Genomic DNA, 26,525 nt, shown 5'->3' on the forward strand with positions numbered 1-26,525 from the left:
CCCCTAAACCCCCGCCCAGCGGGGGGACAAATTGGTTTGGTTGTATTGTACCTGGTGTTATGTTATGCTTCCAATGAATTGATTTCATAGAATGAATGCGAAATAAACATGGAATTGCGACAACTGGAGGCGTTTGTGACCGTGGCGCGGCGGGCGAGCTTTACGCGAGCCGCCGAGGAATTATGTTTGACGCAGCCCGCCGTGACGCGGCAGATTGCGGCGCTGGAGGGCGAGCTGGGTGTGCGGCTTTTTGACCGGCTGGGCAAGAGTGTCAAAGTGACGGCGGCGGGGGAGCTACTCCTGGGGTTTGTTCAGCCGATTTTGCGCTTGACAGTCGAGGCGAAAAACGCGCTGGCGGAGGTGGCCGAGGGGCGTGGTGGGCGCATAACGATCGCGGCAGCCAGTACGCTAGCGACCTATTTCCTGCCACCCCTGCTCACGCGCTTTCGGCAGGCGCATCCGGGGATCGAGCTATCGCTCCGTACGGGGCTCTCAGCGCGGGTACGGGAGCTGGTGCAGAGCGGCGCGGTGGACATCGGGCTGGCGACGACGGAGGGCGAGCCGACGCAGTTAGAGGGAGCATTGCTGTCTGAATCGCTGGGCGCTTACGAGACGGTGCTTACAGTGCCACCTGGACATGCACTTGCTGTACAGCCCAGTGCCACTGTCTCCGAGCTTGCCGGCGAGCCACTTCTCGCCATGGCGGAGGGGACTAACTTACGTACCTACGCCGAACACGTCCTTGCAGACGCGGGCGTGGCGGCGAGTGTGACCATGGAGCTAGACTCGGTCGAGGCGATCAAGCGTATGGTCGAGGCAGGGCTAGGAATCTCGTTGCTTCCGCGTGTCGCGGTGGCTTCTGAAGTGGCGGCGGGGCGGCTGGTAGCCCTCACACTCACTGGAGTCCCGCTCCCGGAGCGCCATATCGTGCTCTTGCGCCGCCGGGATAAACATGTCACCGTGCCGCTGCTGGCGTTTATTGCGCTAGCAACCAGTAGAGTCGGGCCACAGACGCATTGTCCATGAGCGTTTTTCGCATTTGCTTGCGATCTTTCTCCATTCGCCATTTTGTCCAGTGGCCGCCATCAGAGTCTCGCAAGTGTGTCCAGGTGAAGTTGCCACACGCCTCAGCGCGGGCACGGAGGTAGGGAGCTTTTGTTTCCTGGTACAGCTCCAGAAAGGCCTCCACCAATAAGTGCGAGAAGTTGGCTTCATCGCGGAAGGCTTGAGTGCTCGGCTCCACAAACACTTTTTCACTCGCGACAGCGATCCGATTCGCTTCGATAAGATAGTGCTTCTCGCCGGTGACTTTCCACAAACTAAGGTTTGTGCGAAGCATGAGCGCAGCGTTGTAGGTCCACTTTGTACGCTCGATTTTGCCACCTAAATCACAATTATCGAAGAATAAGCCGTCTGCATCTTGTAAACGACCGTTTGCCCAGTCGGTGATACGCTGCGCCCAGGCAATGTAGTAGCGAGGATTAAGGTGCCGCGCGACAGCCAGTGCCGCCATCGCACTTGGCCCATTCGAACAGGTGTTCTTGCTCTTGAGATCCTCACGCCAGTAGATGCCACCGCCGAGTTTTCCGTCCCAGCCGGAGAGAACAAAGCGCAGTGCCTCAGTGGCACGAAGTAGGTATTTTTTCTCCCCGGTTTTCTCGTAGGCCTCGATAAACGTGAGCACCATCCAGGCATTGTCATCGTAGTATTTATCGGAGTTGCCAGGAGATGAGAGATAGGCATCGTAGCCTGGAATCAGCGCGCGGGTGTCCCAGTAGCCCTGCTGGCCCTCGAAGAACGTCGCCATTCGCGCTTTATCACCCGCGCCCACCAGCATGGAGAAGGCGACACCATTGCCCCACATGAACTCCCAGGGAAGGGCACGGGGATCGGTCGGAGTCGCGGGGCGGAATTTCTTTGCCTGCTCGTCCCAGAAGCTCTTAAGGCAGTAGTCGGTGGTGGCTTGTGCACGCTCGCGCCAGAGATTAGAGGGCATTTTGTAGCTTTCTGAGCTGCACGAGCGCTTGGGCCAGCAGCGTCTGATTATACGCCGAATTTAACCAGGTGCTCGCCCCGGACGAGTGGGGGAGCGGCAAGTAAATCCGCCCGTCGTCTTTTGTGAACACCTGCCCAATCAGCTCTTCGAGGGGGGCTTTAGAGAGAAATGTCTTGATGGCAAGCCCGCCAAAGAGCACCACGGCACGCGGCTGGATTGTCTCTAGCTCGGCATCGAGCCAGCTTCGGCAGAGCTTTTGCTCAGCGGGCGAGGGCACCCGGTCTTTCGAGCTGCCGGGATTCCGCCCAGGAAAGCACTTGGTGATCGCGGCGGCGTAGATGCGCGTCCCAAAGTCGGATTCGTCGAAGCCTGCCTCCAAAAACCAGCCACGGAGCTTGCGACCCGCTGGGCCTTCGTAGAATCTACCCGACTCATGGTCTGTGCGGGAGGGAGCCTGTCCGATGAGAAAGATACTCGCGCCCGGCTGACCCAAAACGAGAGGGCGGGCTTCGGTCAGAAACCCACCCCCAACGCATTTATTGCAGGCACGAATCTCCTGCTGCAAAACCTCTAGCTCGGTCACGCGCTATTGTAGCAAGAAATCTATCGGAATGCGCCGTGGGCGTGGTGTCGTGGACGACGAGAGATTGCTGCTGGAGCGGGTTGTGCTACGGCCTTTGTAGCGCTTGCCAATCCGAATCACCGGCTTGCCATCGGGGCCGCTCTCAGAAACCCAGCCCACCTCGATACTCTCACAGATCATGTCAAGCGCCGTGGAGAGCGGAACATTGGAGAAGGTGAACGACTTGGCATCCGTGGGAAGATCATCGGCGAGAGCGTAGCTCAGATCCGCATCTTTTAGGATCTCCTTGAAGCACTCCCGCACATCGGTGTTTTTCTTGTCTAAGGAGACTCGCTTGCTTGGAAGCGTGGCCGAGCGAAAGAGGTTTCCAACGATGGGAAGATCATTTAAGAAGGGCACGCTAGGAGCCGCAGTACTGAAAACCTGCCCCGTTCGACCCGTCCCCATCCGGAAGTTAAAGCCAGGGCCAGGGTGCTTCTTACTGAAGGCGATCTTGATCTTGTCGCCTTTTTTCTCGGCCTTCCAGCCGCAGTCAAGCCAGCCCGCGGCATTGTCCAGAGCATTTCCAACGGAGATTCCCTTCATTGTAATTTTGACCTGCACATTACTTTTGAGGCCATCCTCAATTTCGTACTCTAGACCCGCTTTCTCGCAGATCTGCTTGATGATATCCAGCGCCGTTCCGTCTTTTATCTCTATATCGAGCTTCGTTGTCGGGAGGTCTTTGTAGCGCTCCGGAGTTCCTAGCACATAGGCACTACCGGGGCCGAATCCCGTTGCGCCAAAATTAGGGAAGGGGGCGAAGCTGCTACCGAGGGTACGTACCGTGGGCTCAGTGGTGCGCTTGCGAAGCTCGACGGTTGTTTTGCCGTCCTCGTTAAGGATAAAGGCTTGTGCACCGTAGAGTCTGCTAATGGATGCCATCGCATCCCGTGCATTAACATCGTCTATTTTTAGGCTAAGCTTGCTCTTGTTGCCTTTGGTCTGATCATCAATTTTCTCAAACTTAACTTTTGCCGCCTCCAAAATTTTCTTAATTGCATCTTCGAGAGTTGCGTTCTTGAAGTCAATATTGATGGTCTTGCTAAACCAGTCTGGCTCATTAGTCGTGGCACTCTGAGCCCGCGCCGTACCACGTGCTGCTCCCTGTCCGGTCGTGGTGACAGTGTCCTGAGCAAGTGCGGGAACGGCAACGGTAAGCGCCAAAAAAGAAAGAAGTGGTTGTTTCATTGTTTAGTTCTCCTGTTGAGATTCGGAATAGATAACATCGGGGTCTTCGAGAGCGACCGTCACGGGCATGTACTGGACGCTTTCCCCATCAGCGGAAGGCTGGGCATAGTAGGCCGGTGTGTAGAGTGGCGCTTCGACGGCAACGCGGCTACCCGTACCCACCGAGTCGCCGGGAGTCTCCACCGCCACAGGAAAGCGCTGCAAGAGAGGAGATTCTTGTTTTTTCCTCGGTATTTCTTTAAAATGCCTTGACGATTCCTCGAAATGCTTCGGCTCTTGCACCGATTTTTCTGGTATTGTCTTTTCCCCTGTCGGCAATAGCCCCGACGGTTTGTTCGTTTTCTTAGGCATTGGCTGTATTTTCTGTTCGACGTGCGGTTTTATTGTTGGTTCTGCCTCAGGAAATAGCTTGTCAACCCGTGCGACGATCAGCATACAGGCAGCCCCTGCCATTGCCGTGGCGAATAAGACACTCCGGGGCCGCGCAATTCCGATGGGGCGCAGCGGCGGACGCGCTCGTCCGGCCAGGGCACGCCGCTCCAGTCCGAGGGGCATTTCAGAACCCGGACGCCAGTCTGCGGCATCTTTGAGTTTTTCTTCGATCTCCATACGTCCTCCTTTTACGCCCCCTCTCCGATTTGAAGAGGGGGGCAACTGTCTATCTCTTTCTCGCAAAGGGCTCCAGAGAGCCGCTTCAGCCCCACTTTAACCCGACTGCGAATGGTGCTCTCTGGCACCCCTTCAAGACGCGCAATCTCGGCGATGCTGTACTCCTCGAAGTAGATCAAGTGGATCGGTGTTCTCTCTTTTTCTCCCAAACGGGCGACGGCGGTGCGCACTCGGCGCTGCTGCTCCTGGCGTTCGGCTTGCTCAGGGATCGGCAAGGCTCCATCGGGCTCATCGGGGCGGTCGTCTTTCCAGAACTGCACCCGCCGCATCCACGCCGATTTCTGATGATCATGTGCCGTGTTCAGTGCAATCCGTGTCAGCCACGAGCCCAGCGATGCCTCTCCCCGGTAGCTTCCCATTGCCTGCCACGCCTTGATCACTGTCTCTTGCGCCAGATCCTCCGCATCCGCTTTGCGGCGAACGACGCTGGAGACCGTGCGCCAGATCCGGCCTCGGTGCGCTTCACAGAGCTGTGCGAACGCCTCGGCGTCTCCATTCTGGGCTCGATTTAGCAGCTCGATTTCCGTCATCACACACATAGACGATAGCTTAACGAAAAAGCGCGAACTTCTGTTGCCAATTGGGGTATATTTTTTTGTACCTACCCCCTGGCCCCCGCCTTGCGAGGGAATGGGTATTGAAAGGAAAACAATTATGTCTATTGAACTGCCCGCACTGCCCTACGCCTATGATGCGCTTGCTCCCGTGATCTCCCAGGAGACCATGGAGTTTCATCATGATAAGCACCACGCTGCCTATGTCACGAACTTGAATAATGCGATCAAAGATACCGAGGTCGCCGACTGGAGCGCGGAGTCGCTCATCACGAATCTTTCCGCAGTGCCCGAGGGAATTCGAGGTGCGGTTCGTAACAATGCGGGCGGCCACGTGAACCACTCGCTCTTTTGGGAGCTCCTCACTCCCGGCGGCGCGGCGGCTCCCACGGGCGCACTCGCTGAGGCCATCACGGCGACTTTTGGCTCACTGGATGCCCTGAAAGAGGCGGTCAACAAGGCCGGTGCAACCCGTTTCGGCTCCGGCTGGGCCTGGCTCGTCACCGACGGCGACGGCAAGCTCTCCGTAGTCTCCACCGCCAACCAGGACACCCCGCTCATGGGCAGCGCCGTAGCCGGTTGCACGGGCACCCCGATCCTGGGAATTGATGTGTGGGAGCATGCCTACTACATTGACTACCGCAACGCCCGCCCGAAGTATCTGGAGGCGATCTGGGGCGTGGTCAACTGGGACAAAGTCGCCGAGCTTTACGCAGCGCGGTAGCTACCGCCCATCCCCTAGCCCCCGTCGGACGGGGGTTAGGGGGCTTTCGCCCGCAGCACCTCCGCCAGGCTCCAGGCTTGCCACGGGCAGCCGTTGGGGCGGTGCGGGGCCGCGCCATCAAACACTTCCGCGATTCCCCCGAGGCCGTAGTCATCGGTGAGGTGTTTCTGGAGTGCTTCCAGAAACGGCCCGACATCGGCGCTCTCTCCGTGGATTTTACGGTACAGGTCGCAGAAGCTCCCGATCAGCCACGGCCAGACGGTTCCTTGATGGTAGACACTATCGCGCTGGTGCGGGCCGCCTTCGTAGCGCGGCGCAAAGCGTGCGTCGGTGGGCGAGAGCGTCCGCAGGCCATACGGCGTGAGCAAGTGCTCGGTGGCAACGGAAAGTACGGCACGGTTTACGACATCTCCTAAATCCAGAAGCGCCGCCGCGATCACCTGATTGGGCCGAATCGAGAAATCTGGCGTGCCATCGGGGAGCAGGCAGTCATAGAGCCCGAGGCCGTCGGCACGTACAAAACGCGCCAGAAAGGCGTGCTGGGCTTTCTCGGCAAGCTCCGTCTCGCCCGCCACATGCAGCGCGTTGATCCAGAGCGCCTGCACTTCTACGGGGCGATCAAAACGCGGCGTAATCGCCACCCCGTCCACTTTCGCGTCCATCCAGGTGAGATTCGTGTGATCGTCGCCGCACCGCAGCAATCCATCAGAATCACAGAAAATCCCATCGCCAGCCGTGCCGTCGAGATGCGCTGAAATTATCTCGTCCAGCGTTTCTTTCAGCTCCTCGGTCAGCCCGCACAGCCCGATACAGCGCACGAACCACAGTGTCCCATCCACGTTGTTGTAGGCAGGCACGTCGTTGTTGTCCGGGAAGCGATTGGGAATGCGGCCATCGCGCACCCACGGCACAAAGTCACGGATAATTTGTCGGGCTGTTTCAGCCTGCCCCGTCGTCAGGCAGAGCCCTGGAAGCGAGATAAACGTATCGCGGCCCCAGTCGGTAAACCACGGATAGCCTGCGAGAATCGTTCTTCGACCATTGGGAGCATGAACGACGAACTCTGCGGCGGCTCGCTCCTCGCGCCACTGTTGGTTTCCTTCGAGGGTCTTGCGCTTCTTAATAAGCTCCAGGGATGGCTTAGGCTCATCCGAATCGCGGAGATCACGCTTGGCGGGGCGTTCAGGCTCAATCGAGGCGACTAAATAGGGCTGCATCAGCCGTTTATATTCCATAGTGAGCGTCGCCGGACAGTACAGGCTCTCCGTTGCTGAGAAGCCGCGCTCCGCCTCGTGCGGATGGAATAGTCTGTCGTTCCACCAGCCCGCAGGTTCCCAAATCCCATATGGACAGTAAAATCGAAGCTCCGGTGCATCTGGAGTGGCCTGAACGAGCCAGCCGTTCTCAAAGGGCTCGCTCCGAAAGGGGAAGCCTTCCCAGCGCTGCATGTCGCTATGATAATCCTTCCAGCAAATCAGGGGGGCGATTCGTACACTTGCGCCTTTTGGTAGCTGGTGCCATTCGAAACAGATCGCATTCTTGCCAGGATAAAACCGAATCGTCTTACGAATATACGTCCCTGGTACTCGGGCGATACGTCCGTCAAAAGGCGATGGAATGGGTAGCCGATACTGCCAGTGTGGCCCGAAGTATCCCCTGTCAAAGCTAGCGTGGCGCTCCCAGCCATCGGGGAAGACGGTTCCGTCTTCGTAGACGTGTGTCGCGAGCGGGTACTCGGTGCCGTCAATGATCACGGTTTCATCGAGGCCACCGAGCAGCGACATTCGGCGACCCGAGGGTGGATCGAGCGCGACGGTGAGCAGGCTATGGTAGCGGCGCGTGGCGCATCCGGCGAGCGTGCCTGAGGCGAAGCCACCGATGCCATTGGTCAGAAGCCACTCTTTGGAGGCGAGTTCTTCGAAGGTCATCCTACCCCCTAACCCCCGCCCGGCGGGGGGACAATAAGGTTTTTGGGATTTTTTTTGGTGATTCTGTAAGATTGAGTGGTTGCCAGCCGTTATAGGGGCGATGGAACGAAAACCTAAATACTGGCGGGGCGCTTCGCCCGAAATTCATGACTGGGCGAGAGAGAATCGCAATGTGCCAACGGAGGCTGAGGCGGCGCTTTGGGAGGTGCTGCGGGGAAGACGGCTGGGTGGGCTGCGATTTCGTCGCCAGCACAGCTACGAAACCTACATCTTTGACTTCTACTGCGCTGAGCATCGGCTGATTATCGAAGTGGATGGTAGCTATCATGATGAAGAATTTCAGAGAGAGAAAGATACTGAGCGTGATGCGTACCTACAGGCTTGTGGGTTTCGTATCGTCCGCCTCACCAACCACGAAGTCCTACACCGGCTCCCCGCCGCTCTCAACAAGATTCTCACGTCCCTAAACCTTGTTGTCCCCCCGCCCGGCGGGGGTTAGGGGGCTACAGCTTCACTTCCAGCGTGGCGGTGACACCGACGCCGGGGACGCGCTTGAGGGACTCCAGGCTCTTGACGGCGCGATCCGACACCGGGATCAGGCCACGGACGCGAACCGTGGGCTGGATGATGCGCTTCTCGCCCTCCATCTGCGCAACGGCTTTCACGGTGTCCACTAAACGGCGCGGGCCATTAACCTGGGCAGCACCCGCATAAGTGCCATTGCCGACCGTCAAAATCGGGACGACACGGGTGACGGCTTCATCACCGATATCCTGAGTGCGTGTCACATCGTTGACGAACTTATTGATATCTTTGCCATAGCGATCCACCGCTAGCAAGATCAGCGTGCCTTTAATAGTCTTATCAAACTGGGCATGTACGGTGGGAACCTGGCCGAGAACCAACCCTAGGGCTACAAAAGCAAGAGAGCGCACGTGTTTCATCTGTGTATCTTTCCAACCCATTCAATCAACTCAATCAACGGCGTGGCGTGGCGGGGGCACGGTACGACGAATCATCAATCTTTTCGGTCTTGGTGGTGCCGTCGGGGAGCTGGACTTTGCGGTAGCTAGTCACCGAGGATCCCCCTGAGGCGTTGTAGCGCCGCTCGCCGGTGTAGATGGAGAGCACCTTGCGCTCAGGGGGCTTGGTTCCGTAGATGCGAAACGTGAGGGTTTCGCCATTGGCTTTCGCTCCCACAAAAATAGGACCGTCCGTGGAGTTCTGGAACTTAAAATCCGTGGAATCGTAGGCGACTGTTGCATCGCGGCCTGGGCGGACATAGGCCACGGGCATAGAGTGATTCGAGCGCGCGACGATCTTCAGGTCCGCCAGGAGAACCGTGTTGTAGAGTGTGGTGGAGACTTGGCATACCCCCCCCCCGACGCCATCAACCACGAGGCCATCTTGGTACTGGTGTGCCATTTTCCAGCCCAGCTCCGTCTCACGTGGCCCGACACAGCCGTTGTAGGAGAAAATCTCCCCTGGCCCCAGAAGTGTCCCATTGATCTTCGAGGCAGCAAGACCCACATTGGCCTTTCGGTTCCCCGGGGAGCCGCCGTAGTCCGTGGTGAAGGCAGCGAGGAGGCTTCCCATCTTCCCTAGGTCGTCCCCAGTGACTTTGGGCTCCTCTTCCTTGACGATAAGCTCCGCCTTCTCTCCATCGGCGAGCGCCCCCATCCCGTTCTTCAGGAGTGCTGCTTTGGTCGCCTCTAGGTTGAGCTCGATTCCTTTTTGTTCCCGCTCCGCCAGTACTAGAGCGCCTTTGGCATCCATTTTTGCGGTAGCATTCTTAGCGGGCTTGCGGACGGCTTTGGCGATTTTGGCCAAGTGGGCATCTAGCTTTGTCGTATCCAGCTTGAAGTCCGGCGTGATGACCAAATCACGCTCTTTGTTGCCGTGGTAAAGCCGCTCAAAGAAGTTATCGTCTTTGCCGATTTGCCAGGCCGCGTCCAGCGCCGTGTCTAAGTCAAAACGCCCACCGAGCTCTCCAGTTGTCACTGCCCACTTTTTCTCCGTGACGGGAGCAACGAGCGTGATCGCATCTGTTAGGCGCTCACGTGCCCAAGAGCGAGTCTTTTCCAGAGCTTCCTCACGGGTGAGCCCGCCCACGGGAACCGTTCCCACGGAGACCCCCGGCGCAATCTTCGTACTATCAGGCAGGGTGCGGGAGTAAGACAGACCAACAAAGCTAGCTGTACCCCCAAGGCCTAAAAGAGCCGCTGTCATGCCAATTATAAAGCCACGGGAACGTCGTGGAGCGTCGGCTACAGTTTCTACTGCATCTAATGTCGTTTCTGCGCTAGTCATTCTGATTTTATCTTAGAGTTATTTGGGGTTACTGAGAGTTAGACGTGGGGAAAGGGATCTTAGTTTCGGGCTCTTTTTTGTTTTCGAGTGTGCTCAGGCGCTGACCTAGTAACTGCATGTCTTCGCGGAGTAAACGAAGGGCTTCCGCATTGGGGTCCGGTGCGTTGAGGCTGGCATCCATCACGGACGACGACGGAGACATGATGGACTGACCGACAATACGTGCCGGGATTCCTACCGCCGTCGAGTCGGGGGGGACATCGCGAATCACGACGGCATTGGCGCCGATGCGGGCTCTTGCACCCACAGTGATATTACCCAAAATCTTGGCCCCCATCCCAATTAGTACGCCGTCTTCAATGGTAGGGTGACGTTTTGTTTTCTCCAGACTGGTTCCCCCAAGAGTGACATTATGGTACATCAAAACATCGTCGCCAATCACCGCCGTCTCCCCAATCACCACACCCATCCCATGATCTATGAAAAAGCGCCGCCCGATAGTCGCGCCCGGATGAATCTCAATCCCTGTCATGAAGCGCGACCATTGGGAAACCCAGCGCGCCAGAGTCTTCCATTTCAGGAGCCAGAGCCGATGCGCCAGCCGGTGGTAGAGAACGGCCCACAGCCCCGCGTAGGTAAATACCTCCAGCAGATTTCGTGCGGCGGGGTCTTTCTCAAAAATTGTGGCGACGTCCTCACGGAGCCGAGCAAACATATAGCAGCTATTTTATCACCTGACCCTAAAAAGATCAGGCGGCAATTGCCAGCAGGATTCCCAGAAGGCGCCGGTGGGTTCAGTCTTTCTTGGCAATGACGGACTCACTGTACATGCGTAAATAGCGGTCTATGTACTGACGGAGCTGCGCGTACTCGCTGGGCGGAGCGGTGACACGCTGGTCTCGCACTTCAATCAATATTGTCAGTTTGCGGCCCTCTTGCTGGACGGTTCGCGTGAAACTCCCCAAGCGGCTCTGCCCCGCGCTGGACTTGGGAACGTACAAATAGCTATAGCCCTCGGGGATCGTGACTTCCAGTGTCGAGCGCATCAGGCGTGGCTCGGGTTGGTAGATCGGATAGAGGCGGCTGTCTTCGGTGAACGGCGAGGCGAAGGGGGAGCTCGCCTGGTCGGGGCGGGCCTTAAAAAGCAGAAGCTCGCCACTCACATTCGCCCAGGTGGGGAAGCGTGTGTTCGCCGAGAGTGTCAGAGGCAGGTCGCGATTACTCGGCTCCGAGAGACGGTAGCTCTCCACTTTTGGGTTGACCCCAATGATTCCCAGCAGTGCTTCAGTGTATTTTTTCGTCTCGTCGGGGCTTTTCACGATCAGATTCGCCCGCAGAGCGAGCTCGTAGTCGCCGTTGCCGGAGAGGGCAACGGTTCCGCTAGCGCTTCCTTCAGCATCCAGCACGAGGCGGACGGTCTGATCTGTCGTTGCCTGCTCGGGAGTGGCTTCGGGAACCGTCTCAAACTCCGCCTTGCCGTCTTTGATGACCAGCGCCTCGACCCCGCGATCTGCCTGGGGAATGTCACCAAATCGGCAGACCTGCGCGGTGGCATCGAGCCAGTAGGTCTTTTCCCCGATTTTTGTCTGACAGATGGCGTGGTTGAAGGAGTGAGGGGAGGGGAGCTCGGTCTGCTGGGCAAAAGGCTCCCCCGCTTGGAGCAACACGGGATAGGCGCTCAGGCCCACTGCCCGTAGGAGCGCCACGAGCAGCGTTGCCATGTCTTTGCAGTCGCCGTACTGAACCGTGAGCGTCCGGCCCGCAGGACGAGGCTGGTAGGCGGAGATCCCTAGCTCGATGGCAACGTAGCGGGTTTTTTCCTGGACATAGTAAAAAATCGCGCGTGCCTTTTCTTCGTCGGTGCGGCAGCTCTTGGTCAGCTCACGAGCAAGTGACGATACCACGGGATCGGGTTGCAGGGCATCGCGCCCGAGTTTTGTGTACCAGTCGGCGACGGTTTGCCAGTTGGGGACGGTGGAAACGGTGAGCTTGGGGAGCTGGCGCTCGACAGGAGGCATGAGCGGTTCGGTGCTGAGGGGAGCGACATTTTTTTCTTCCCAGGCATACGTCACGCTCTTACCGTCGGCACTCGGGCGGATCGTGGGCTCAATGGTGCTATTACGAAGCTGCCGTGCCAGATTGAGCGACTTGGGAACCGTCACCCGCAGGCGCGTGAGCTGCACGGGATCAAAGCCACCCTGGAAGTACCAGTGAAACCAGAAGTGACCGGGCAGCGGCGAGGTCTTCTGCTCCGTGACATACTCGTACTCGATTAAGCAACCCGGCTCGACAGCGGGCATGGAGAACGAGAGAACTTTCGCATCATCGTAGCCCTCGCTGGCAGCGCCATTGCGCACCTCCGTGGGCTTGACCTCCACGATCTGGCCATTGGGCCGCAGCGTCCGCGCCCGAATGAGCTTAACCGTCTCGTAGCTGCCGTTGTAGGGAACTTTGATCTCCGCTTCCTGCTCTCGTCCGCGCTGGTTAAGAATTTTTATCGCCTGGCGCGTCACCGTACGCGCGGAGCCGTCGGGCCGCACGGTAATATCCGCAAGATCTAAGAGCGTCGCCTTAGCCGCGTTGGGATACTCGGCGGCTTTTGGTGCCTCCGCGAGAAGCTTTTTTAGCTCCGCCACATCGGGCTGAGCGAAGATTAGTGCAGGAGTAGGAAGCCACATGGAGATATAATACCGTCATGTCCGTAACTCTGACTCCCACGAAACCTACCCGTCGTGTTGTCTACCCCACGTCGGATGGAAAACCCATGGCTGAAACTGACCTGCATATTGATTTGATAGCCTACTGCCGAGACGCACTCCGTGCCTATTTTTTGCCGCGTGCGAATGAGGTCTACGTCTCCGGAAATAATTTTGTGTTCTTTCGGCAGGGCGATCCCACGGCGAAGATTTCACCAGATTGCTACGTTGTCTTTGGCGCTGCGCAGCGCCCGCGCGATAGTTTTAAATGCTGGGAAGAAGACGGCAGGCTTCCTTCGGTTGTCTTTGAGTTCACCAGTAAGAAGACGCGCAACGAGGATGTCGGCGAGAAGCTATTGCGCTACGAGAGCCTGCGTGTCCCTGAGTACTTTCTCTTCGATCCCAAAGGCGAGTATCTCCAGCCCGCACTGCGCGGCTACCGTTTGACGCCACTAGGCATGTACGCCCCGATTGCTCCCGATGCCCAGGGACATCTGCACTCGGAGCAGCTTGGACTTGTGCTTGTGCAAGAAAACCGTCGGCTGCGCTTACTGGACAGCCTCACGGGTGAGCCGCTCCGAAGCGCCGCCGAGGCTGAGGCAGAAATCACACGGCTTCGTGCGGAACTTGAGCGGCTACGTGGGGCGATATAATACCCTTTGCCATGCTCTCACGAAAAAATTTACTAACGGCCTTTACTCTCGGGATATTCTCTAACACGCTTTTTGCGCAGGAGCCCACTACCAAAGACACAGACAAGGAAACATCCGAGGGGGACTCATTTGAGCTCCACCGCTTGCGGATTGTGAACCGCCGGCTAGGGACGATACAGGTTTCGACGGATGCGGGAGCAACCTGGTCCCTCGTCGGGCGCGTGACACAGCCGTGCACCGGAGCCAGCGAGGGCTACATCGCCGCCGAGTACGCGCCGGTGGGGTCCGTCGCGGCGGTAGCCATACATGGGCTGCGCATTCGCATCTCGGGGGAAGATCCCCAGCTCCATGCACCGCTTGTGATGGGGATCTCCCCAACGGAGTTCTCAGGAGACAAAGCGAATTTTGGCTACGGGGGACACCGCGCGGGCTCCGTGGGCATGCAGACCGATATTCCTGCGGGCACCTCCATCTTTCGAGAACTGGCACCTCTTCCCGGCAACAGGGTGTACACCGAATCGCGTGGAGGGCGGCTGATTCCACTGCCCGAGGGCTTCAAACCGCGCGGGCAGGGTGAGACACTGATTATTCCCGTTCGTGTTCCGTTAAAGCGGCTGCGCGAGGTGCTGATCGAGAATAAGCTTGGGGGGAAAGTCAGTGTCGCCCTGGCGGGGGGCGAGAGCCGGGTGGTGACCCATGTCGTGAAGCCGGTGGCCGGTATTGGGCGCTTCGACGGGACGAGCTACACGGGCGTGGGGCGCATCAACACGGCGCACACGGGTGTGATCACGGTCTCCACAGCGCCCATTGACACACGGCAACCCGAAGGGGAAGGGAAAGAGCGCCGAGGTGGCTTCCAGATCTCGCCCCTCTGGCACAATGGTCGCACCAACGAGCACGATGCCCCGATGATGCTGCTTCTGGGGGCGCTGGGCGACGACGGTAAACCTGTCAAGCGCCGCCGCGAACTGGAGGGGACAGCTCCTTTGTTTTTAGGGCATCTCGGGCTTTTTGGCGAGGGGGCCACCGTGGACTGGCAAATAGACGATGGGGAGTGGGAGGCCATGCCGCCTATTCTCGGGGTGCGCCTGGATGCCTTCACTGCCGATGGTCTGAGCGAGATCTGGAAAGCGGCGGGTAAGAGCAGGACGTGTAGCAAGGGAGTGACGGGCTTTCGCATTCGCCTCCCCGAGCCGAGTGTTGAGGAGCTTCGTAAAGTGGTGGAAGCTACCCAGGACCGCTACCGACAGGTGCGGCTTGCGGAGGCACGCGTCCATAAAGTGGCCATTGTCAGTGGCCAGGTGACCATCAACTCGACCATGACGGACCCGACCCGCGTCTCGTTTCTACGCCTGAGTGTGGATGGAAATATCAAGGCGCTGAAGAACTTCGCGCCCTTTGTCATCACCTGGGACACCACGCATCTGGTGGATGGGGAGTATTTTATCGAGATCGAGGCCCTGGACTCCAGCGGTGCCGTACTGGCAAGCACTCCCCGCCGTGTCTTTGTGCTGAATCGAAAAAACGTCCCTGTACCCGCTGGGGGGTAAAGAGCCCCACGCGGGTACAATAGGTTCCATGAGTATCCAACTGGGGATTTCGTCGTATTCGTACTGGCACTTCAAAGAGCCAAAGATCGCGATTGAGCATGTCATTGACGAGGCAGCGCGTCTGGAAGTCTCGGGAGTCGAGATTCTCCACCGGCAAATGGACAGCGAGGACAATGGCTACCTTCAGAGCCTGAAGCGGCGTGCGTTTCTCAACGGCCTGGATTTAATCTGCCTCTCGATTCACCAGGACTTCGTGCACCCCGAGCCAGAGCTTCGTCAACAGCACATTGACCACACGCTGAAGTGCATTGAGCTGGCCTACAAGCTAGGCATTCCGTGCATTCGCCTGAACTCCGGGCGCTGGAAGACCATCGCCAGCTTCGATGATTTAATGGACGCGCGCGGCAACGAGCCTCCGATCCAGGGCTACACGGAAGACGATGCGTTTGGCTGGTGTATCGAGAGCATCCAGAAGTGTCTGGACAAGTGCGCCGAGTGCGGCGTGACCCTGGCGCTCGAAAACCACTGGGGCCTGACGCGCACTCCCGAGGGGGTCTTGCGCGTGATTGACGCCGTGAACTCGCCGTGGCTTGTCGGGCTTATGGACACGGGAAACTTCCGCGAAGACCTCTACGAAAACTTGGAGAAAATGGCGACGTATGTCCGATTCGTTCAGGCCAAGACGTATTTCGGCGGCGGCGAGTGGTACACGTTGGAGATGGATTACAATCGCATTGCGCAAATCTTAAAAGCCGTGAACTACAGTGGCTACATATCACTCGAGATGGAGGGCAAGGAAGACCCTTCCACCGCCGTTCCCAAGAGTATCATGCTCTTAAAATCGGCGTTTGCCGCCGGTTAAAACCGGAGACGCCGATTTCAATCGGCGGGAGAGAATAAATGAGTTTTTTTCCATCTGATCGCTACATCAAGCACGACGAGCTAACCAATGGCCTGCAAGCCGTCGCAGCGGCGTACCCGAATCTCGTGAAGATCGAGAGCATTGGCAAGAGCTTTGAGGGGCGCGATATCTGGTGCGCCATCGTCACCAATTTTGCCACCGGGCCCGACACCGAGAAGCCTGCGGTCTGGGGCGATGCCAATATCCACGCGACGGAAGTGTCACCGACGACGGCGCTGACGTATTTATTGGAGAAGCTAGTTTTGGGTTATGGCACGGATGCCGAGATTACCCGTGCACTCGATACTCGCGCTTTCTATCTCGTCCCAAGAGTCAATCCCGACGGCGCGGAGCTGTTTCTCACCACCGGGCGCTCAATTCGCTCCAGCACCAGGCCCTATCCCTTTGATGAAGACGCGCTGGAGGGGATCAAGCGCGAGGACGTGAACGGCGACGGGTTGGCCTTGCAGATGCGCTTTAAAGATGCCGACGGCCCCTGGAAGAAAGATACCACCGACCCGCGCCTGATGGTGCGTCGCGACCCCACGGAAATCGGCGGCACGTACTACCGGATACTGCCTGAGGGTTTCTATAAAAACTACGATGGCATCTCGCTCAAAGTGCAGGGCAATAAAGAAGGGCTGGATCTGAACCGCAACTTCCCCGGCCACTGGCGCACGGAGAGCGAGCAGTTTGGCGCGGGGCCGTATCCCACCAGCGAGCCGGAGGCGCGGGCACTGGTCGCGTTTATCACGGGGCACAAGAATATCTGCCACGCGGTCACTTTCCACACCTACTCGGGAGTGTTGCTGCGACCGTATGGCACGCAAGCCGACGAGAGCTTTCCGGCGGAGGATCTGTGGACCTACCAGACCATTGGCAAGAAGGGCACGGAGCTGACGGGCTATCCGGCGGTCTCGGTGTTTCATGACTTTAAGTACCATCCCAAGGAAGTGATCACGGGTGTCTTTGATGACTGGTGCTACGAGCATCTGGGGATCTTCGCCTGGACAACCGAGATCTGGAGCCCCCAGCGCCAGGCTGGGATTACCGAGGGCTTCGATGACAAGACCAAGCAGGGGGCGTTTAAGTACACTACTTGGGGCCGCAACCATGAGATCGAAGACGATCACAAGCTCCTGAAGTGGGCCGATGAAAAGCTCGATGGCAAGGGCTACTATGACTGGGCACCGTTCGAGCACCCAGACTTAGGCCCCGTGGAGATCGGTGGCTGGGACATGCTCCACGCGTTCCGCAACCCGCCGCCGCAGTTTCTGGAAAGCGAAATCGCCCCGTTCTCGGACTGGCTGCTCTGGCAAGCGCTCACCACGCCGCGTCTGGCGCTGCACCAGCTCGATGTGGCGTTTCTCGGGGAAGATACCTGGCATATCCGGCTGGTCGTCAAAAACACCGGCTGGCTCCCGAGCTATGTCACCAAAAAGGCTCTGGAGCGCAAGTATGCCCGCGCCGTGGTTGCGGAGATCACGCTCCCCGAGGGCGCAAGCCTAGTGACGGGGAAAGAGCGCCAGGAAATCGGGCAATTGGAGGGTTTCTGCTACAAGCCGCCCGCCAACGGAGGCTACTCTGCGGACACCACCGAGGATAGAGCCAAGGCCGATTGGATCGTCAAAGCCGCCTCGGGGACTCAGCTCACCGTCACGGCGCGGCACGAGCGAGCGGGCGTGGTGCGAGAAACGGTGACTTTGGAGTAAACTCGGTATTCATGCCAACGATCTACGACAATATCGAGCGCCCGCTCCTGCCTGCACTCCAGACAGGGCTGGCGCTCTGTCATCGGGCTGATTTCTGTGTGGGGTACTTCAACCTGCGCGGCTGGCGCTTTCTTACGGACGCGATTGAGAGCTGGCCGGGAGGAGAAGGAAACCAGTGTCGGCTACTCATTGGGATGCAAGAGGCACCGCGTGAGGAGCTTCGGGCGGCTCTGAGCCTGGTTCCTGATGTTGGGATGGATCAGGGACGCATGCTTCGACTGAAGCAACGTGTCGCTAAAGAGCTACGGCAGCAGCTCATGGTCGGGGTGCCCACGGACACGGATGAGCGGGCACTACGAAAGCTGGCGGAGCAGCTGCGTTCTCAGAAAGTGGTGGTGAAGCTCTTTCTTCGGCATCAGCTTCATGCCAAGCTCTACTTGCTCTTTCGGAACGATCCGATCAATCCCATTATTGGCTATATCGGAAGCAGTAATTTAACGTTCTCGGGCTTAAAAGGCCAGGGCGAACTCAATGTGGATGTGCTCGATGGGGATGCGACACTAAAGCTTTCTCACTGGTTTGAGGAGCGCTGGGAAGATCGCTGGTGCCTGGACATTACCGAGGAGCTGATTGCGCTTATCGAGGAGTCGTGGGCGCGGGAGGAGCCGCTCTCACCGTACTTGCTCTACTTGAAGATGGCCTATCATCTCTCGTATGAGGCCCGCGCGGGGCTGGCGGAGTTTCGGCTGCCTCCCGTATTTCAAGAAAAGCTCTTTGACTACCAGGCGGCGGCGGTGAAGATTGCCGCACGGCACTTGTATCACCGTCAGGGGGTGCTGATTGGCGATGTGGTGGGGCTGGGGAAGACTCTGATGGCAACGGCGCTCGCCAAGCTCTTCGAGGATGACTTTCACTTAGAGACGCTGATTCTCTGCCCGAAGGCGCTGGAGCCGATGTGGGAGCGCTATCGCTTGGAGTACGGGCTGCGAGCGAAAGTGATTCCGACAAGTCAGGCGACACGAAAGCTGGGAAGTTTAACGCGCCACCGGATTGTGATTATTGATGAGTCGCATAACTTCCGCAACCGCGAGGGGAAGACCTACCGGGCAATCAAAGACTATATCGAGAAAAATGAGTCGCGGGTGATTCTGCTCACGGCGACGCCCTACAACAAGACCTATCAGGATATTTCCAATCAGCTTCGGCTCTTTCTGCCGGAGGATACCAATGTGGTGGCACGGCCTGAAGCCTACATCCGAAGCCTTGGAGCGAACGGCGAAGCGGAGTTTGAGCGGCGTCATCAGTGCAAACCTAACACACTCGCGGCTTTTGAAAAGAGCGACTTTGCCGATGACTGGCGCGACTTGCTAAAACGCTACATGGTGCGCCGTACCCGCTCGTTTATTATCCAGCACTACGCCAAACAAGAAGCAAAAACCGAGCGACCGTATCTTGTCTTTCCGGGCGGAGGACGCTCGTACTTTCCGACACGCCTTCCGCGCACGATTAAGTTCCCGATAGATGCTCAGTACGCCGCTCTCTACTCCGAGCAAGTGGTGGAGTGGATCGAGCAGCTGGCATTGCCGCGCTACGGTTTAGGCCAGGAGAACTATCGGGAGGCGTTTCCTCTGCCGCCGGTGACTCCCTCGGAGAAGACGGCGCTGGCGAACCTGGGGCGAGCGGGAAAGCGGCTGATCGGGTTCTCTCGCACGAATGTGTTTAAGCGCCTGGAGTCCAGCGGGAAGGCATTCTTGCTCTCCGTGGAGCGGCAGATGCTGCGAAACGCGGTCTTTCTCTACGCGCTGGAGCACAAGAAGCCGCTGCCGATTGGGACGCAGAACGCGGATTTATTAGATGCACGGGTGACGGATAAAGATACGGATACGCTGAGCTTAGACGGAGAAGTGGAAGGGGTTGAGGAGGAAGAAAATGCCACGGAGAGCCGGGCGGCGGCGATCTATGCACGCTACGAAACCACCTACAAGAGCCGGTTCCAGTGGATCGCGGCGCGGCTGTTTAGTGACAAGCTGCGTGAGGATTTAGAGCACGACAATGCGCTTCTCAATAATATCCTGACGCTCTGCGTACAGTGGGAAGCGGGTCGTGATGAGAAGCTCTCAGCCCTTCGGAAGTTTGTGGCGGCGGAGCGGCCCCACGATAAAATTCTGATCTTCACGCAGTTCGCGGACACGGCGCGGTACTTGGCGGAGCAGCTTACGGCGATGGGTGTTACCGAGCTTGGTTGTGTCGAGGGCAGCTCGGGCAATATCGCGGAGCTGGTGGGACGCTTCTCGCCGGGGAGCAACGGGCAAAAAACGGCGAATCCATTGCGTATTCTGATCTCCACCGATGTTCTCTCGGAAGGGCAGAACCTTCAGGACGCGGCGATTTTAATTAACTACGACCTGCCCTGGGCCATTATCCGGCTGATCCAGCGCGCGGGTCGTATTGATCGCATTGGGCAGAGCGCGGAGGAGATTATCTGCGCGTCGTTCTTGCCTGCGGAGGGCGTGGAGAAGCTGATTGCGCTCCGTGCTCGCCTGCGCCGCCGGTTGAAAGAGAACGCGGAGGTGGTGGGAACCGATGAGACGTTCTTTGAAGACGATGCCACTGATGAGCGGCTCCTGCAGGCGCTGTACACGGAGAAGTCCGGGCTGCTGGATGGCTTAGATGATGTGGAGGATGTGGATTTAGCGTCGTATGCCTATCAGATCTGGAAGGATGCCACCGATGCGGAGCCTGCGCTAAAAGAAAAAGTGGTGCAGTTGCCGGAAGTAGTGTTTGCGACAAAGGCGGCGGCACAAAAAACCGAGGGGGCACTGGTCTATCTGCAAACCGCCGATGGCAACGATGCGCTCGCCTGGGTGAATTCGGCAGGGCGCAGCGTGACGGAGTCGCAGTACGCGATTCTGAAGGCGGCGCAGTGCCCGCCGGAGACTCCGGCACTGCCACGCCGAACCGATCATCATGACTTAGTGGCTTCCGGGGTGACACGCTTGCTCTCGGAGCGGCGGCAGATCGGAGGGCAGCTTGGTAGACCGAGTGGAGCGCGGTATAAAACGTTTCATCGGCTGGAGGCGATCCTTCAGAAGCGCCAGCAAGGCAGTAAATTAAATACGCTCTCGCTGTTTGAGGCCAACGAGACGGTTTCTACCGAGACTCTGGAGCGGCTTCTGAATGAAATCTATCGGTTTCCTCTGACCGAATCGGCGCGGGACTCACTGAATGCCCACTTGCGTTTAGGAATTTCCGATGCGGACTTGCTGGAGTTTGTGCAGGCGCTACGCGATGCTAATCGGCTGTGTGTGATACTGGAAGAGGAGCAGGCGCAGGAGCCGCATATTGTCTGCTCGATGGGACTTCGTTAGATGGCGACACTAAATTTAGGCCGCGCACGGGCTGCCCTGCAAGACTTTGACTGGTCACGGCTCTTTATCGAGGAACTCGGCTGGCTTCAGCCGCCCGCGCCGCGTGCCTTTACGCTCTCGGTGGCAGGCAGTAGCGTCACGCTGACACGGATTGCCCAAATTGGTGGTGTGGTGGCGCTTGAGGTGGGCACCGAGGCCGATACCATGCCCGACTCCAAGCAACGGGCGGCGATCCAGAAACGCGTTGCTGAGCAGCACTACGAGCATGTGCTGATCTTCACGGCGCAGCAGCGCAGCCAGAGCCTCTGGTACTGGGTGAAACGCGAGAACAAGAAGCGCCTGCCGCGTGAGCACTCGTACTTCAAGGGGCAGCCCGGCGACTTATTCCTCTCCAAGCTGGCCGCACTCGCGGTTGATCTGGCGGAGCTAAAAGAGCACGGCGATATGACCGTGACGCAGGCTAAAGAGCGGCTTCAGCAGGCGCTGGATATTGAGAAGACCACCAAGAAGTTCTTCAAGGAGTTCCAGGAGCAGCACGCGCGGCTTCTGACACACCATATCCAGGGGATCGAGAACGAGCGCGATAAAAAATGGTACGGCTCGGTACTCCTGAATCGCTTGATGTTTGTCTACTTTTTGCAAGCGAAAGGCTTCTTAAATCACGGCGAGCTGCGCTATCTGCAAAAGCCGCTGGAGAGTGCCCACTCTCTGCCGCTGGCATCCGGTACGGAGGGCATCTTCACGGAAGGCTATGCCTACTACGAGGTGTTTCTTAAGACACTGTTCTTTGAGGGCTTCGCGAAACCCGAAAGCGAGCGCAGCGAAGCGGCAAAGTCGTTGCTGGGATTCTTGCCGTATCTCAATGGGGGGCTGTTTCTGCCGCACGATATTGAAAAGCGCTGGCCGAGTATCCGTATTCCTGACCAGGCGTTTGTGGAGCTGCTGCAAGACTCCGAACCCAAGGGGCTGTTTGCGCGCTATTCCTGGCAGCTTGACGATACGCCGGGAGGAAAAGACGATGAGATCAACCCGGATACGCTGGGGTATATCTTTGAGAAGTACATCAACCAGAAAGCGTTCGGTGCCTACTACACGCGTCCCGAAATTACCACCTACTTATGCGAACAGACTATCCACCGATTGGTTCTTGATCGGGTCGAGGCGCTGGGTGGGGGGCGCTATGAGAGTGTGCAGGAGCTACTGTTTCGTTTAGACGCGCCGCAGTGCCAGCGGCTCCTCAACGAAGTCCTTCCGAACCTGACCCTTCTCGATCCCGCGTGCGGCTCGGGGGCGTTTCTGGTGGCGGCGATGCGTGTGCTGATCGCGATTTATACGGGCGTGACCGGGAAGATTGAGTACACGGGCGATAGGGAGCTTCGCGACTGGCTGGCACAGACCCGCAAAGACCACCGGAGCCTGTACTACCATGTCAAGAAGAAGATTATCACCGAGAATCTCTATGGCGTGGACATCATGCCCGAAGCGCTGGAGATCGCAAAGCTGCGCTTGTTCCTGGCGCTCGTGTCGTCGGCGCTGACGGTGGAAGAGCTAGAGCCGCTGCCCAATATAGATTTCAACCTGCTCTCTGGGAACGCGCTGATTGGCCTGATGCGGGTCAATGATAAGGAGTTCGATACGCGCCATGCCCAAGGCGACTTGTTCAAACCGCGCTACGGCGAGCTGGTAGAGACTCGCGACCGGATGGTGGGCAACTACAAGAGCCTGACAAGCTATGTGGAGAACCTGAGTGGCTTAAAAGAGGCGATACAGAAGGAAGAGGCAGCGGCGAACCTGACTCTGGATGAAGTGCTCCTCGATGAGTTCCGCAGTGTGGGCGTTAAGTGGGTGGAGCAAGCGACCTGGGACGATGCGAAAGACGCGGAGGGCAAGGCGCAAAAGCGTCCGCTGGACGTGAAAGACATTCGTAAGCTGGAGCCATTTCATTGGGGCTATGAGTTTGACCAAGTGCTCAATAAAAAAGGCGGTTTCGACGCAATCATCGCCAATCCGCCGTGGGATATTTTCAAGCCCAATAGCAAAGAGTTCCTGCAACAGCACGACGCGGGCATTACGATCAATAACACGGGGATTAAGGAGTTCGAGGAACGCAAAGCGGAGCTCATGAAAGACAAGTCGGTGCGCTCAGCTTGGCTAGACTATTTGTCGAGTTTTCCTCATGTCAGCTTGTACTACCGCTCGTCGCCGGAGTATGCCAATCAGATTTCCGAAGTGAATGGTAAGAAGACGGGTTCTGATATTAACCTCTACAAACTTTTCGTAGAGCGTTGCTATCATTTGCTTCGTGAGGGTGGACAATGCGGTTTGGTTATCCCCAGTGGTATTTATACAGACCTAGGAACTAAACAACTACGTCACTTACTCTTTACCAAAGCACAAATTAAAAGTCTGTTTGGTTTGGCAAATGAACGATACTTATTTGAAGGGGTTCATCATGCTTTCAAAATTTGTATTTTAACTATTGCAAAAGAGTTATCAAGTAAACCTTTCACCGCCGGATTTCGCATTAACCCAAGAGAAGCTATCAGTAAAGATAATATCGAATTTTTCCTAAGAAATCATGAAGATCATGTTCAATTTACTTCTGAACTGATTCATTCGCTTTCGCCTGATTCTTTATCCATACCCGAATTCAAAAATGAGGTTGATGCAAAAATTTCAAATAAGGCATTGCAATTTCCACGTCTCGGAGAATATATAAAAGGTACATGGAATTTCGTGTTAGGTCGCGAGATGGACATGACTAATGATAGCCACTTATTTAAATCGGAAATGAAAATTGGTTTCAAGACACTATATGAAGGAAAAATGGTTCATCAATTTAATATTGAATTTGCAAAACCGAGATATTGGATAGATGAAAAAGAAGGTAGAGATGCAATTTTAGGAAATCGCAATTTACCAGATCAAATTCTTGAGTACCAGAAATATCGTTTAGTTTTTAGGGATGTTGCTCGTAGTTCTGATGAAAGAACAATGATTGCATCTATATTGAATCCCGGCAATTTTATTGGCAATACACTTATTTATGAAAAGATGCAGCCTGAGGCTGAATATAAACTATTTTTTCTAGCTGTTTTAGATTCGTTTGCTTATGACTATTTTATACGACATCGAGTGAGTGCCCACTGTAATATGTTTTATGTATACAGTGTGCAAGTTCCCCGACTGACCGCATTTCATCCCTGGTTCTGGCCTCTCGTAGACCGCGCCGCGCAACTCACTTGCACCACTCCCGAGTTCGATGATCTCACACGACAAGTCGAAGCCGCCCGGAAACAGAAAGGGTATAAGGTCGTCGGAGCCACGGACTTTGCCACCCGTGGCCGACTCCGCGCTGAAATAGACGGTATTGTCGCGCACCTCTACGGACTCACCGAAGAAGAGTTCGCCTATGTTCTCACCACGTTCCCTCTGGTGCCCGATCCCGTCAAGCTCGCCGCACGCAATGCCTTCCGCGACGTGGCAAATGGGCTGTATGTCCCGCCGCTGAAGGGAAACGCAGGAGAATGAATCCTTTCATTACGCCTGCAATTGCCTTTGCAGCACCAACAATTCGTTTTGTTGTGATATGCAATTTGATTTCTTACCATGACGAAAGGATTCTCAGACGTGCGCATTTGATGCGTCGGCGATGTAATATGATTCGTTTGAGTGCGATTGGTTTCTTGCCCCCTGACCCCCGCCGGGCGGGGGGACAACAAGGTATGTCTTCGACGGGAAATGGGAATGGGGAATGTTCCGAGCGAAGCGAGGCGGCGGCTTGCCCGCCCCATAGCCGGACGTTTACCGTCACGGCATGTCAATTAGCATCATTAAGATTTATATTATGAGTACATCAAAGCGACAAAAGTTGGCACCTGCATTAAGAAGCCTAAGAGTTAAAAACTTTAAAGCCATACAAGATTCAGGGACTATTACATTTACCCCATTGACGGTTTTCATTGGTAACAATGGTAGTGGTAAATCCAGCGTGATCGAAGCGATGGAGACAATTTCGATTTTGGCAAGTGAAGGACTAAATGCCGCGTTAAACCGATGGGGAGGCTTTGAACCCATTTGGAATAAAGCAGTCTCACATAAAATACAAAAAGATAAAATGTCAGAGACAGAACGCGCAATAAACCCTATGGGGTTTTATATAAAAGGAAGAGTAGAAGACGATCATGTTGGTATATATCCTCCTTATAGTTTTACTGCCGAAAGTGAAATCACTACAGGGCCAGGGAAAAATGAAGTATTCTTTCATCAAGAAAAATTAACACGGATATTTTATAAAGATGTTCGAGATACAGAAACAAGAGGCCGTGAAAGTATAAATTCATTTGATGTCATGTCACCAAACCGATCTGTGCTTTCCACAGAGCGTAGCTTAACCTGGTGGCATTTTTTTAGGCTTAATCCTGAAATCATGGGCATTCCGCAAGCCGCAAATTTGGTACCAGGATTTCGACGGCTCAAACCCGATGGAAGCAATATTGGAGATTACTTACTACACCTCTACGAAAACTACCCGAAAGACTTTACCGCACTCATTGAAACCCTTCGCTATGTTTTGCCTTATGCCTCCGACCTCACCCCGGCCATGACCTCGGAGCTAACACGCAATGTCTACCTGCAACTCACCGAAGGCAGCTTTAAAGTACCCGGCTGGCTTCTCTCCACAGGCACTCTCCGTATCGTCGCACTGCTTGCCGTTTTGCGCCATCCTGAACCGCCGCCGCTAATTTGTATTGAGGAGCTAGAAAACGGCCTCGATCCGCGCACCATTCACCTCATTGTCGAAGAGATACGCGATGCCGTTCAGCGGCGAGGGATACAGGTCATCATCACCACCCACTCGCCGTATCTGCTTGATTTGCTTCCGCTCTCTTCCCTGATTCTCTGTGAGCGCGACGCGGCAGGGGAGCCCAAGTTCTACCGCCCCGCCGACGATGAATCCATGAAGCGCTGGGCCGCCGACTTTGCACCGGGGCAGCTTTACACTATGGGCCAACTGAAGAGAAACGCATGAGCACGCTTGGCCTTATTTTAGAGTGCGGCCCCGATGGCCCCGATGAAAAAGTCTTTCGCCACTGGATCACTACCCACTATCCCACCGTCACAAAGCTACTTACCGAGACCCTTAGCAATAAGCGCCGTCTGCTTGACGACTGTGGGGAAGCGGCACGCAACCTCCTCGCCGATGGCTGCGATCATGTCGTAATTGTCTGGGATCTCTACCCTTCCTGGGAAGAAGATACCCCATGCCTCAAGGCCGACCGTGAGAAAGCCTTTGCATCGCTCGACTCCAAACAGGTTCCGAGGGCACGTGTCTCTCTTGTCGCCATCGAGAGCATGCTAGAATGCTGGTTCCTCGCCGACGAGCGGGCTATCGGACGCTACGCAAATTGCACGAAACAGCCTGGGAAAATACAACGGCCTGAAAAACACCGCAGACCAAAGGATGACATAAGTAATCTTTTTCAACAGTGTGGTAAAAGTCGCTACCTGGATTTTAAGGATGCACTGCCACTAGCAAAAGAAATCACCGACCTTACCAAACTTCAAGGTCGCTGCCCGACCTTTGCTCGTTTCTGGGAAAAAGTCACACAAAATCCGTAACCAAAAAGCAAGTTTCTACGTCTAAGAAT

General features: G+C 56.4%; 21 protein-coding genes. 11 read left to right on the plus strand and 10 right to left on the minus strand.

The annotated features are described in order from the left end of the window. Positions 1 to 108: 108 nt before the first annotated feature. Positions 109 to 1,026 (plus strand): LysR substrate-binding domain-containing protein, encoded by a 918-nt coding sequence (locus tag ACH2ED_RS14945; RefSeq protein ID WP_395092648.1) that lies wholly within the window; start codon positions 109 to 111, stop codon positions 1,024 to 1,026. Here the strand turns inward: ACH2ED_RS14945 and ACH2ED_RS14950 are convergent. Genes ACH2ED_RS14950 through ACH2ED_RS14970 form a run of 5 tightly spaced genes read right to left on the minus strand, consistent with a single transcriptional unit; the run spans position 977 to position 5,008 of the window. Then, positions 977 to 1,996: a glycoside hydrolase family 76 protein gene (locus ACH2ED_RS14950; RefSeq protein WP_395092651.1), complete on the minus strand. Its 1,020-nt coding sequence runs from the start codon at positions 1,994 to 1,996 to the stop codon at positions 977 to 979. The two genes, ACH2ED_RS14945 and ACH2ED_RS14950, sit on opposite strands and share 50 nt — an antisense overlap. Next, positions 1,986 to 2,579: a uracil-DNA glycosylase family protein gene (locus ACH2ED_RS14955; RefSeq protein ID WP_395092652.1), complete on the minus strand. Its 594-nt coding sequence runs from the start codon at positions 2,577 to 2,579 to the stop codon at positions 1,986 to 1,988. The genes ACH2ED_RS14950 and ACH2ED_RS14955 overlap by 11 nt, the downstream gene beginning before the upstream one ends. A gap of 3 nt (positions 2,580 to 2,582) precedes the next feature. Continuing rightward, a complete protein-coding gene (locus tag ACH2ED_RS14960) occupies positions 2,583 to 3,809 on the minus strand; it encodes a hypothetical protein (RefSeq protein WP_395092654.1) in 1,227 nt (408 codons plus the stop codon). 3 nt (positions 3,810 to 3,812) lie between these two features. Continuing rightward, a complete protein-coding gene (locus ACH2ED_RS14965) occupies positions 3,813 to 4,418 on the minus strand; it encodes a hypothetical protein (RefSeq protein WP_395092657.1) in 606 nt (201 codons plus the stop codon). An 11-nt stretch (positions 4,419 to 4,429) separates the two neighbouring features. Then, positions 4,430 to 5,008, minus strand: coding sequence for an RNA polymerase sigma factor (locus tag ACH2ED_RS14970; RefSeq protein WP_395092732.1), 579 nt, complete (start codon positions 5,006 to 5,008; stop codon positions 4,430 to 4,432). Between the two features lie 124 nt (positions 5,009 to 5,132). Here ACH2ED_RS14970 and ACH2ED_RS14975 point away from each other — a divergent pair, with 124 nt between their 5' ends. Further along, the gene (locus ACH2ED_RS14975) at positions 5,133 to 5,756 is read left to right on the plus strand and encodes a superoxide dismutase (protein WP_395092659.1); all 624 of its coding nucleotides are present in this window, start codon (positions 5,133 to 5,135) and stop codon (positions 5,754 to 5,756) included. Between the two features lie 35 nt (positions 5,757 to 5,791). Here the strand turns inward: ACH2ED_RS14975 and ACH2ED_RS14980 are convergent, their stop codons facing one another. After that, positions 5,792 to 7,684 carry an amylo-alpha-1,6-glucosidase gene (locus ACH2ED_RS14980; RefSeq protein ID WP_395092661.1) on the minus strand — a complete coding sequence of 631 codons (1,893 nt, stop codon included), beginning with the start codon at positions 7,682 to 7,684 and terminating at the stop codon, positions 5,792 to 5,794. A gap of 100 nt (positions 7,685 to 7,784) precedes the next feature. On the opposite strand from ACH2ED_RS14980, the gene ACH2ED_RS14985 reads away from it, so the two are divergent. Next, entirely contained in the window at positions 7,785 to 8,183 is a 399-nt protein-coding gene (locus ACH2ED_RS14985) for an endonuclease domain-containing protein (protein ID WP_395092663.1), read from the plus strand. Between the two features lie 4 nt (positions 8,184 to 8,187). Here the strand turns inward: ACH2ED_RS14985 and ACH2ED_RS14990 are convergent, their stop codons facing one another. From ACH2ED_RS14990 to ACH2ED_RS15005, 4 genes are all read right to left on the minus strand, one after another. Beyond that, positions 8,188 to 8,628 carry a hypothetical protein gene (locus ACH2ED_RS14990; RefSeq protein ID WP_395092666.1) on the minus strand — a complete coding sequence of 147 codons (441 nt, stop codon included), beginning with the start codon at positions 8,626 to 8,628 and terminating at the stop codon, positions 8,188 to 8,190. A gap of 34 nt (positions 8,629 to 8,662) precedes the next feature. Further along, a complete protein-coding gene (locus ACH2ED_RS14995; RefSeq protein WP_395092668.1) occupies positions 8,663 to 9,913 on the minus strand; it encodes a VanW family protein in 1,251 nt (416 codons plus the stop codon). Positions 9,914 to 10,022: 109 nt separating this feature from the next. Beyond that, positions 10,023 to 10,709 carry a serine O-acetyltransferase EpsC gene (gene epsC / locus ACH2ED_RS15000; RefSeq protein ID WP_395092671.1) on the minus strand — a complete coding sequence of 229 codons (687 nt, stop codon included), beginning with the start codon at positions 10,707 to 10,709 and terminating at the stop codon, positions 10,023 to 10,025. A gap of 79 nt (positions 10,710 to 10,788) precedes the next feature. After that, the gene (locus tag ACH2ED_RS15005; protein ID WP_395092674.1) at positions 10,789 to 12,672 is read right to left on the minus strand and encodes a DUF3857 domain-containing transglutaminase family protein; all 1,884 of its coding nucleotides are present in this window, start codon (positions 12,670 to 12,672) and stop codon (positions 10,789 to 10,791) included. Between the two features lie 17 nt (positions 12,673 to 12,689). On the opposite strand from ACH2ED_RS15005, the gene ACH2ED_RS15010 reads away from it, so the two are divergent. From ACH2ED_RS15010 to ACH2ED_RS15045, 8 genes are all read left to right on the plus strand, one after another. Continuing rightward, positions 12,690 to 13,343 (plus strand): Uma2 family endonuclease, encoded by a 654-nt coding sequence (locus ACH2ED_RS15010; protein ID WP_395092676.1) that lies wholly within the window; start codon positions 12,690 to 12,692, stop codon positions 13,341 to 13,343. 11 nt (positions 13,344 to 13,354) lie between these two features. Continuing rightward, entirely contained in the window at positions 13,355 to 14,893 is a 1,539-nt protein-coding gene (locus ACH2ED_RS15015; protein ID WP_395092679.1) for a hypothetical protein, read from the plus strand. Positions 14,894 to 14,921: 28 nt separating this feature from the next. Continuing rightward, the gene (locus ACH2ED_RS15020; RefSeq protein WP_395092680.1) at positions 14,922 to 15,755 is read left to right on the plus strand and encodes a sugar phosphate isomerase/epimerase family protein; all 834 of its coding nucleotides are present in this window, start codon (positions 14,922 to 14,924) and stop codon (positions 15,753 to 15,755) included. A 38-nt stretch (positions 15,756 to 15,793) separates the two neighbouring features. Then, positions 15,794 to 17,506 carry a M14 family metallopeptidase gene (locus tag ACH2ED_RS15025; protein ID WP_395092683.1) on the plus strand — a complete coding sequence of 571 codons (1,713 nt, stop codon included), beginning with the start codon at positions 15,794 to 15,796 and terminating at the stop codon, positions 17,504 to 17,506. Positions 17,507 to 17,517: 11 nt separating this feature from the next. After that, a complete protein-coding gene (locus ACH2ED_RS15030; RefSeq protein ID WP_395092686.1) occupies positions 17,518 to 20,874 on the plus strand; it encodes a helicase-related protein in 3,357 nt (1,118 codons plus the stop codon). Further along, complete coding sequence (locus ACH2ED_RS15035) at positions 20,875 to 24,405, plus strand: Eco57I restriction-modification methylase domain-containing protein (protein ID WP_395092689.1); 3,531 nt, start codon at positions 20,875 to 20,877, stop codon at positions 24,403 to 24,405. A gap of 286 nt (positions 24,406 to 24,691) precedes the next feature. Further along, on the plus strand, positions 24,692 to 25,906 hold the full coding sequence (locus ACH2ED_RS15040; RefSeq protein WP_395092691.1) for an AAA family ATPase: 1,215 nt from the start codon (positions 24,692 to 24,694) through the stop codon (positions 25,904 to 25,906). Next, the gene (locus ACH2ED_RS15045; RefSeq protein ID WP_395092694.1) at positions 25,903 to 26,496 is read left to right on the plus strand and encodes a DUF4276 family protein; all 594 of its coding nucleotides are present in this window, start codon (positions 25,903 to 25,905) and stop codon (positions 26,494 to 26,496) included. The genes ACH2ED_RS15040 and ACH2ED_RS15045 overlap by 4 nt, the downstream gene beginning before the upstream one ends. Positions 26,497 to 26,525 lie beyond the last annotated feature (29 nt).

Origin of the sequence: Armatimonas sp., assembly GCF_043757465.1 — a bacterium.
Classification (GTDB): domain Bacteria; phylum Armatimonadota; class Armatimonadia; order Armatimonadales; family Armatimonadaceae; genus Armatimonas.

Bases quoted from the DNA above. Each gene is read 5' to 3' on its own strand.
- ACH2ED_RS14945 (WP_395092648.1), top strand. From the start codon at position 109: ATGGAATTGCGACAACTGGAGGCGTTTGTGACCGTGGCGCGGCGGGCG.
- ACH2ED_RS14950 (WP_395092651.1), bottom strand. From the start codon at position 1,996: ATGCCCTCTAATCTCTGGCGCGAGCGTGCACAAGCCACCACCGACTAC.
- ACH2ED_RS14960 (WP_395092654.1), bottom strand. From the start codon at position 3,809: ATGAAACAACCACTTCTTTCTTTTTTGGCGCTTACCGTTGCCGTTCCC.
- ACH2ED_RS14965 (WP_395092657.1), bottom strand. From the start codon at position 4,418: ATGGAGATCGAAGAAAAACTCAAAGATGCCGCAGACTGGCGTCCGGGT.
- ACH2ED_RS14970 (WP_395092732.1), bottom strand. From the start codon at position 5,008: ATGACGGAAATCGAGCTGCTAAATCGAGCCCAGAATGGAGACGCCGAG.
- ACH2ED_RS14975 (WP_395092659.1), top strand. From the start codon at position 5,133: ATGTCTATTGAACTGCCCGCACTGCCCTACGCCTATGATGCGCTTGCT.
- ACH2ED_RS14980 (WP_395092661.1), bottom strand. From the start codon at position 7,684: ATGACCTTCGAAGAACTCGCCTCCAAAGAGTGGCTTCTGACCAATGGC.
- ACH2ED_RS14985 (WP_395092663.1), top strand. From the start codon at position 7,785: ATGGAACGAAAACCTAAATACTGGCGGGGCGCTTCGCCCGAAATTCAT.
- ACH2ED_RS14990 (WP_395092666.1), bottom strand. From the start codon at position 8,628: ATGAAACACGTGCGCTCTCTTGCTTTTGTAGCCCTAGGGTTGGTTCTC.
- ACH2ED_RS14995 (WP_395092668.1), bottom strand. From the start codon at position 9,913: ATGACAGCGGCTCTTTTAGGCCTTGGGGGTACAGCTAGCTTTGTTGGT.
- epsC (WP_395092671.1), bottom strand. From the start codon at position 10,709: ATGTTTGCTCGGCTCCGTGAGGACGTCGCCACAATTTTTGAGAAAGAC.
- ACH2ED_RS15005 (WP_395092674.1), bottom strand. From the start codon at position 12,672: ATGTGGCTTCCTACTCCTGCACTAATCTTCGCTCAGCCCGATGTGGCG.
- ACH2ED_RS15010 (WP_395092676.1), top strand. From the start codon at position 12,690: ATGTCCGTAACTCTGACTCCCACGAAACCTACCCGTCGTGTTGTCTAC.
- ACH2ED_RS15015 (WP_395092679.1), top strand. From the start codon at position 13,355: ATGCTCTCACGAAAAAATTTACTAACGGCCTTTACTCTCGGGATATTC.
- ACH2ED_RS15020 (WP_395092680.1), top strand. From the start codon at position 14,922: ATGAGTATCCAACTGGGGATTTCGTCGTATTCGTACTGGCACTTCAAA.
- ACH2ED_RS15025 (WP_395092683.1), top strand. From the start codon at position 15,794: ATGAGTTTTTTTCCATCTGATCGCTACATCAAGCACGACGAGCTAACC.
- ACH2ED_RS15030 (WP_395092686.1), top strand. From the start codon at position 17,518: ATGCCAACGATCTACGACAATATCGAGCGCCCGCTCCTGCCTGCACTC.
- ACH2ED_RS15035 (WP_395092689.1), top strand. From the start codon at position 20,875: ATGGCGACACTAAATTTAGGCCGCGCACGGGCTGCCCTGCAAGACTTT.
- ACH2ED_RS15040 (WP_395092691.1), top strand. From the start codon at position 24,692: ATGTCAATTAGCATCATTAAGATTTATATTATGAGTACATCAAAGCGA.
- ACH2ED_RS15045 (WP_395092694.1), top strand. From the start codon at position 25,903: ATGAGCACGCTTGGCCTTATTTTAGAGTGCGGCCCCGATGGCCCCGAT.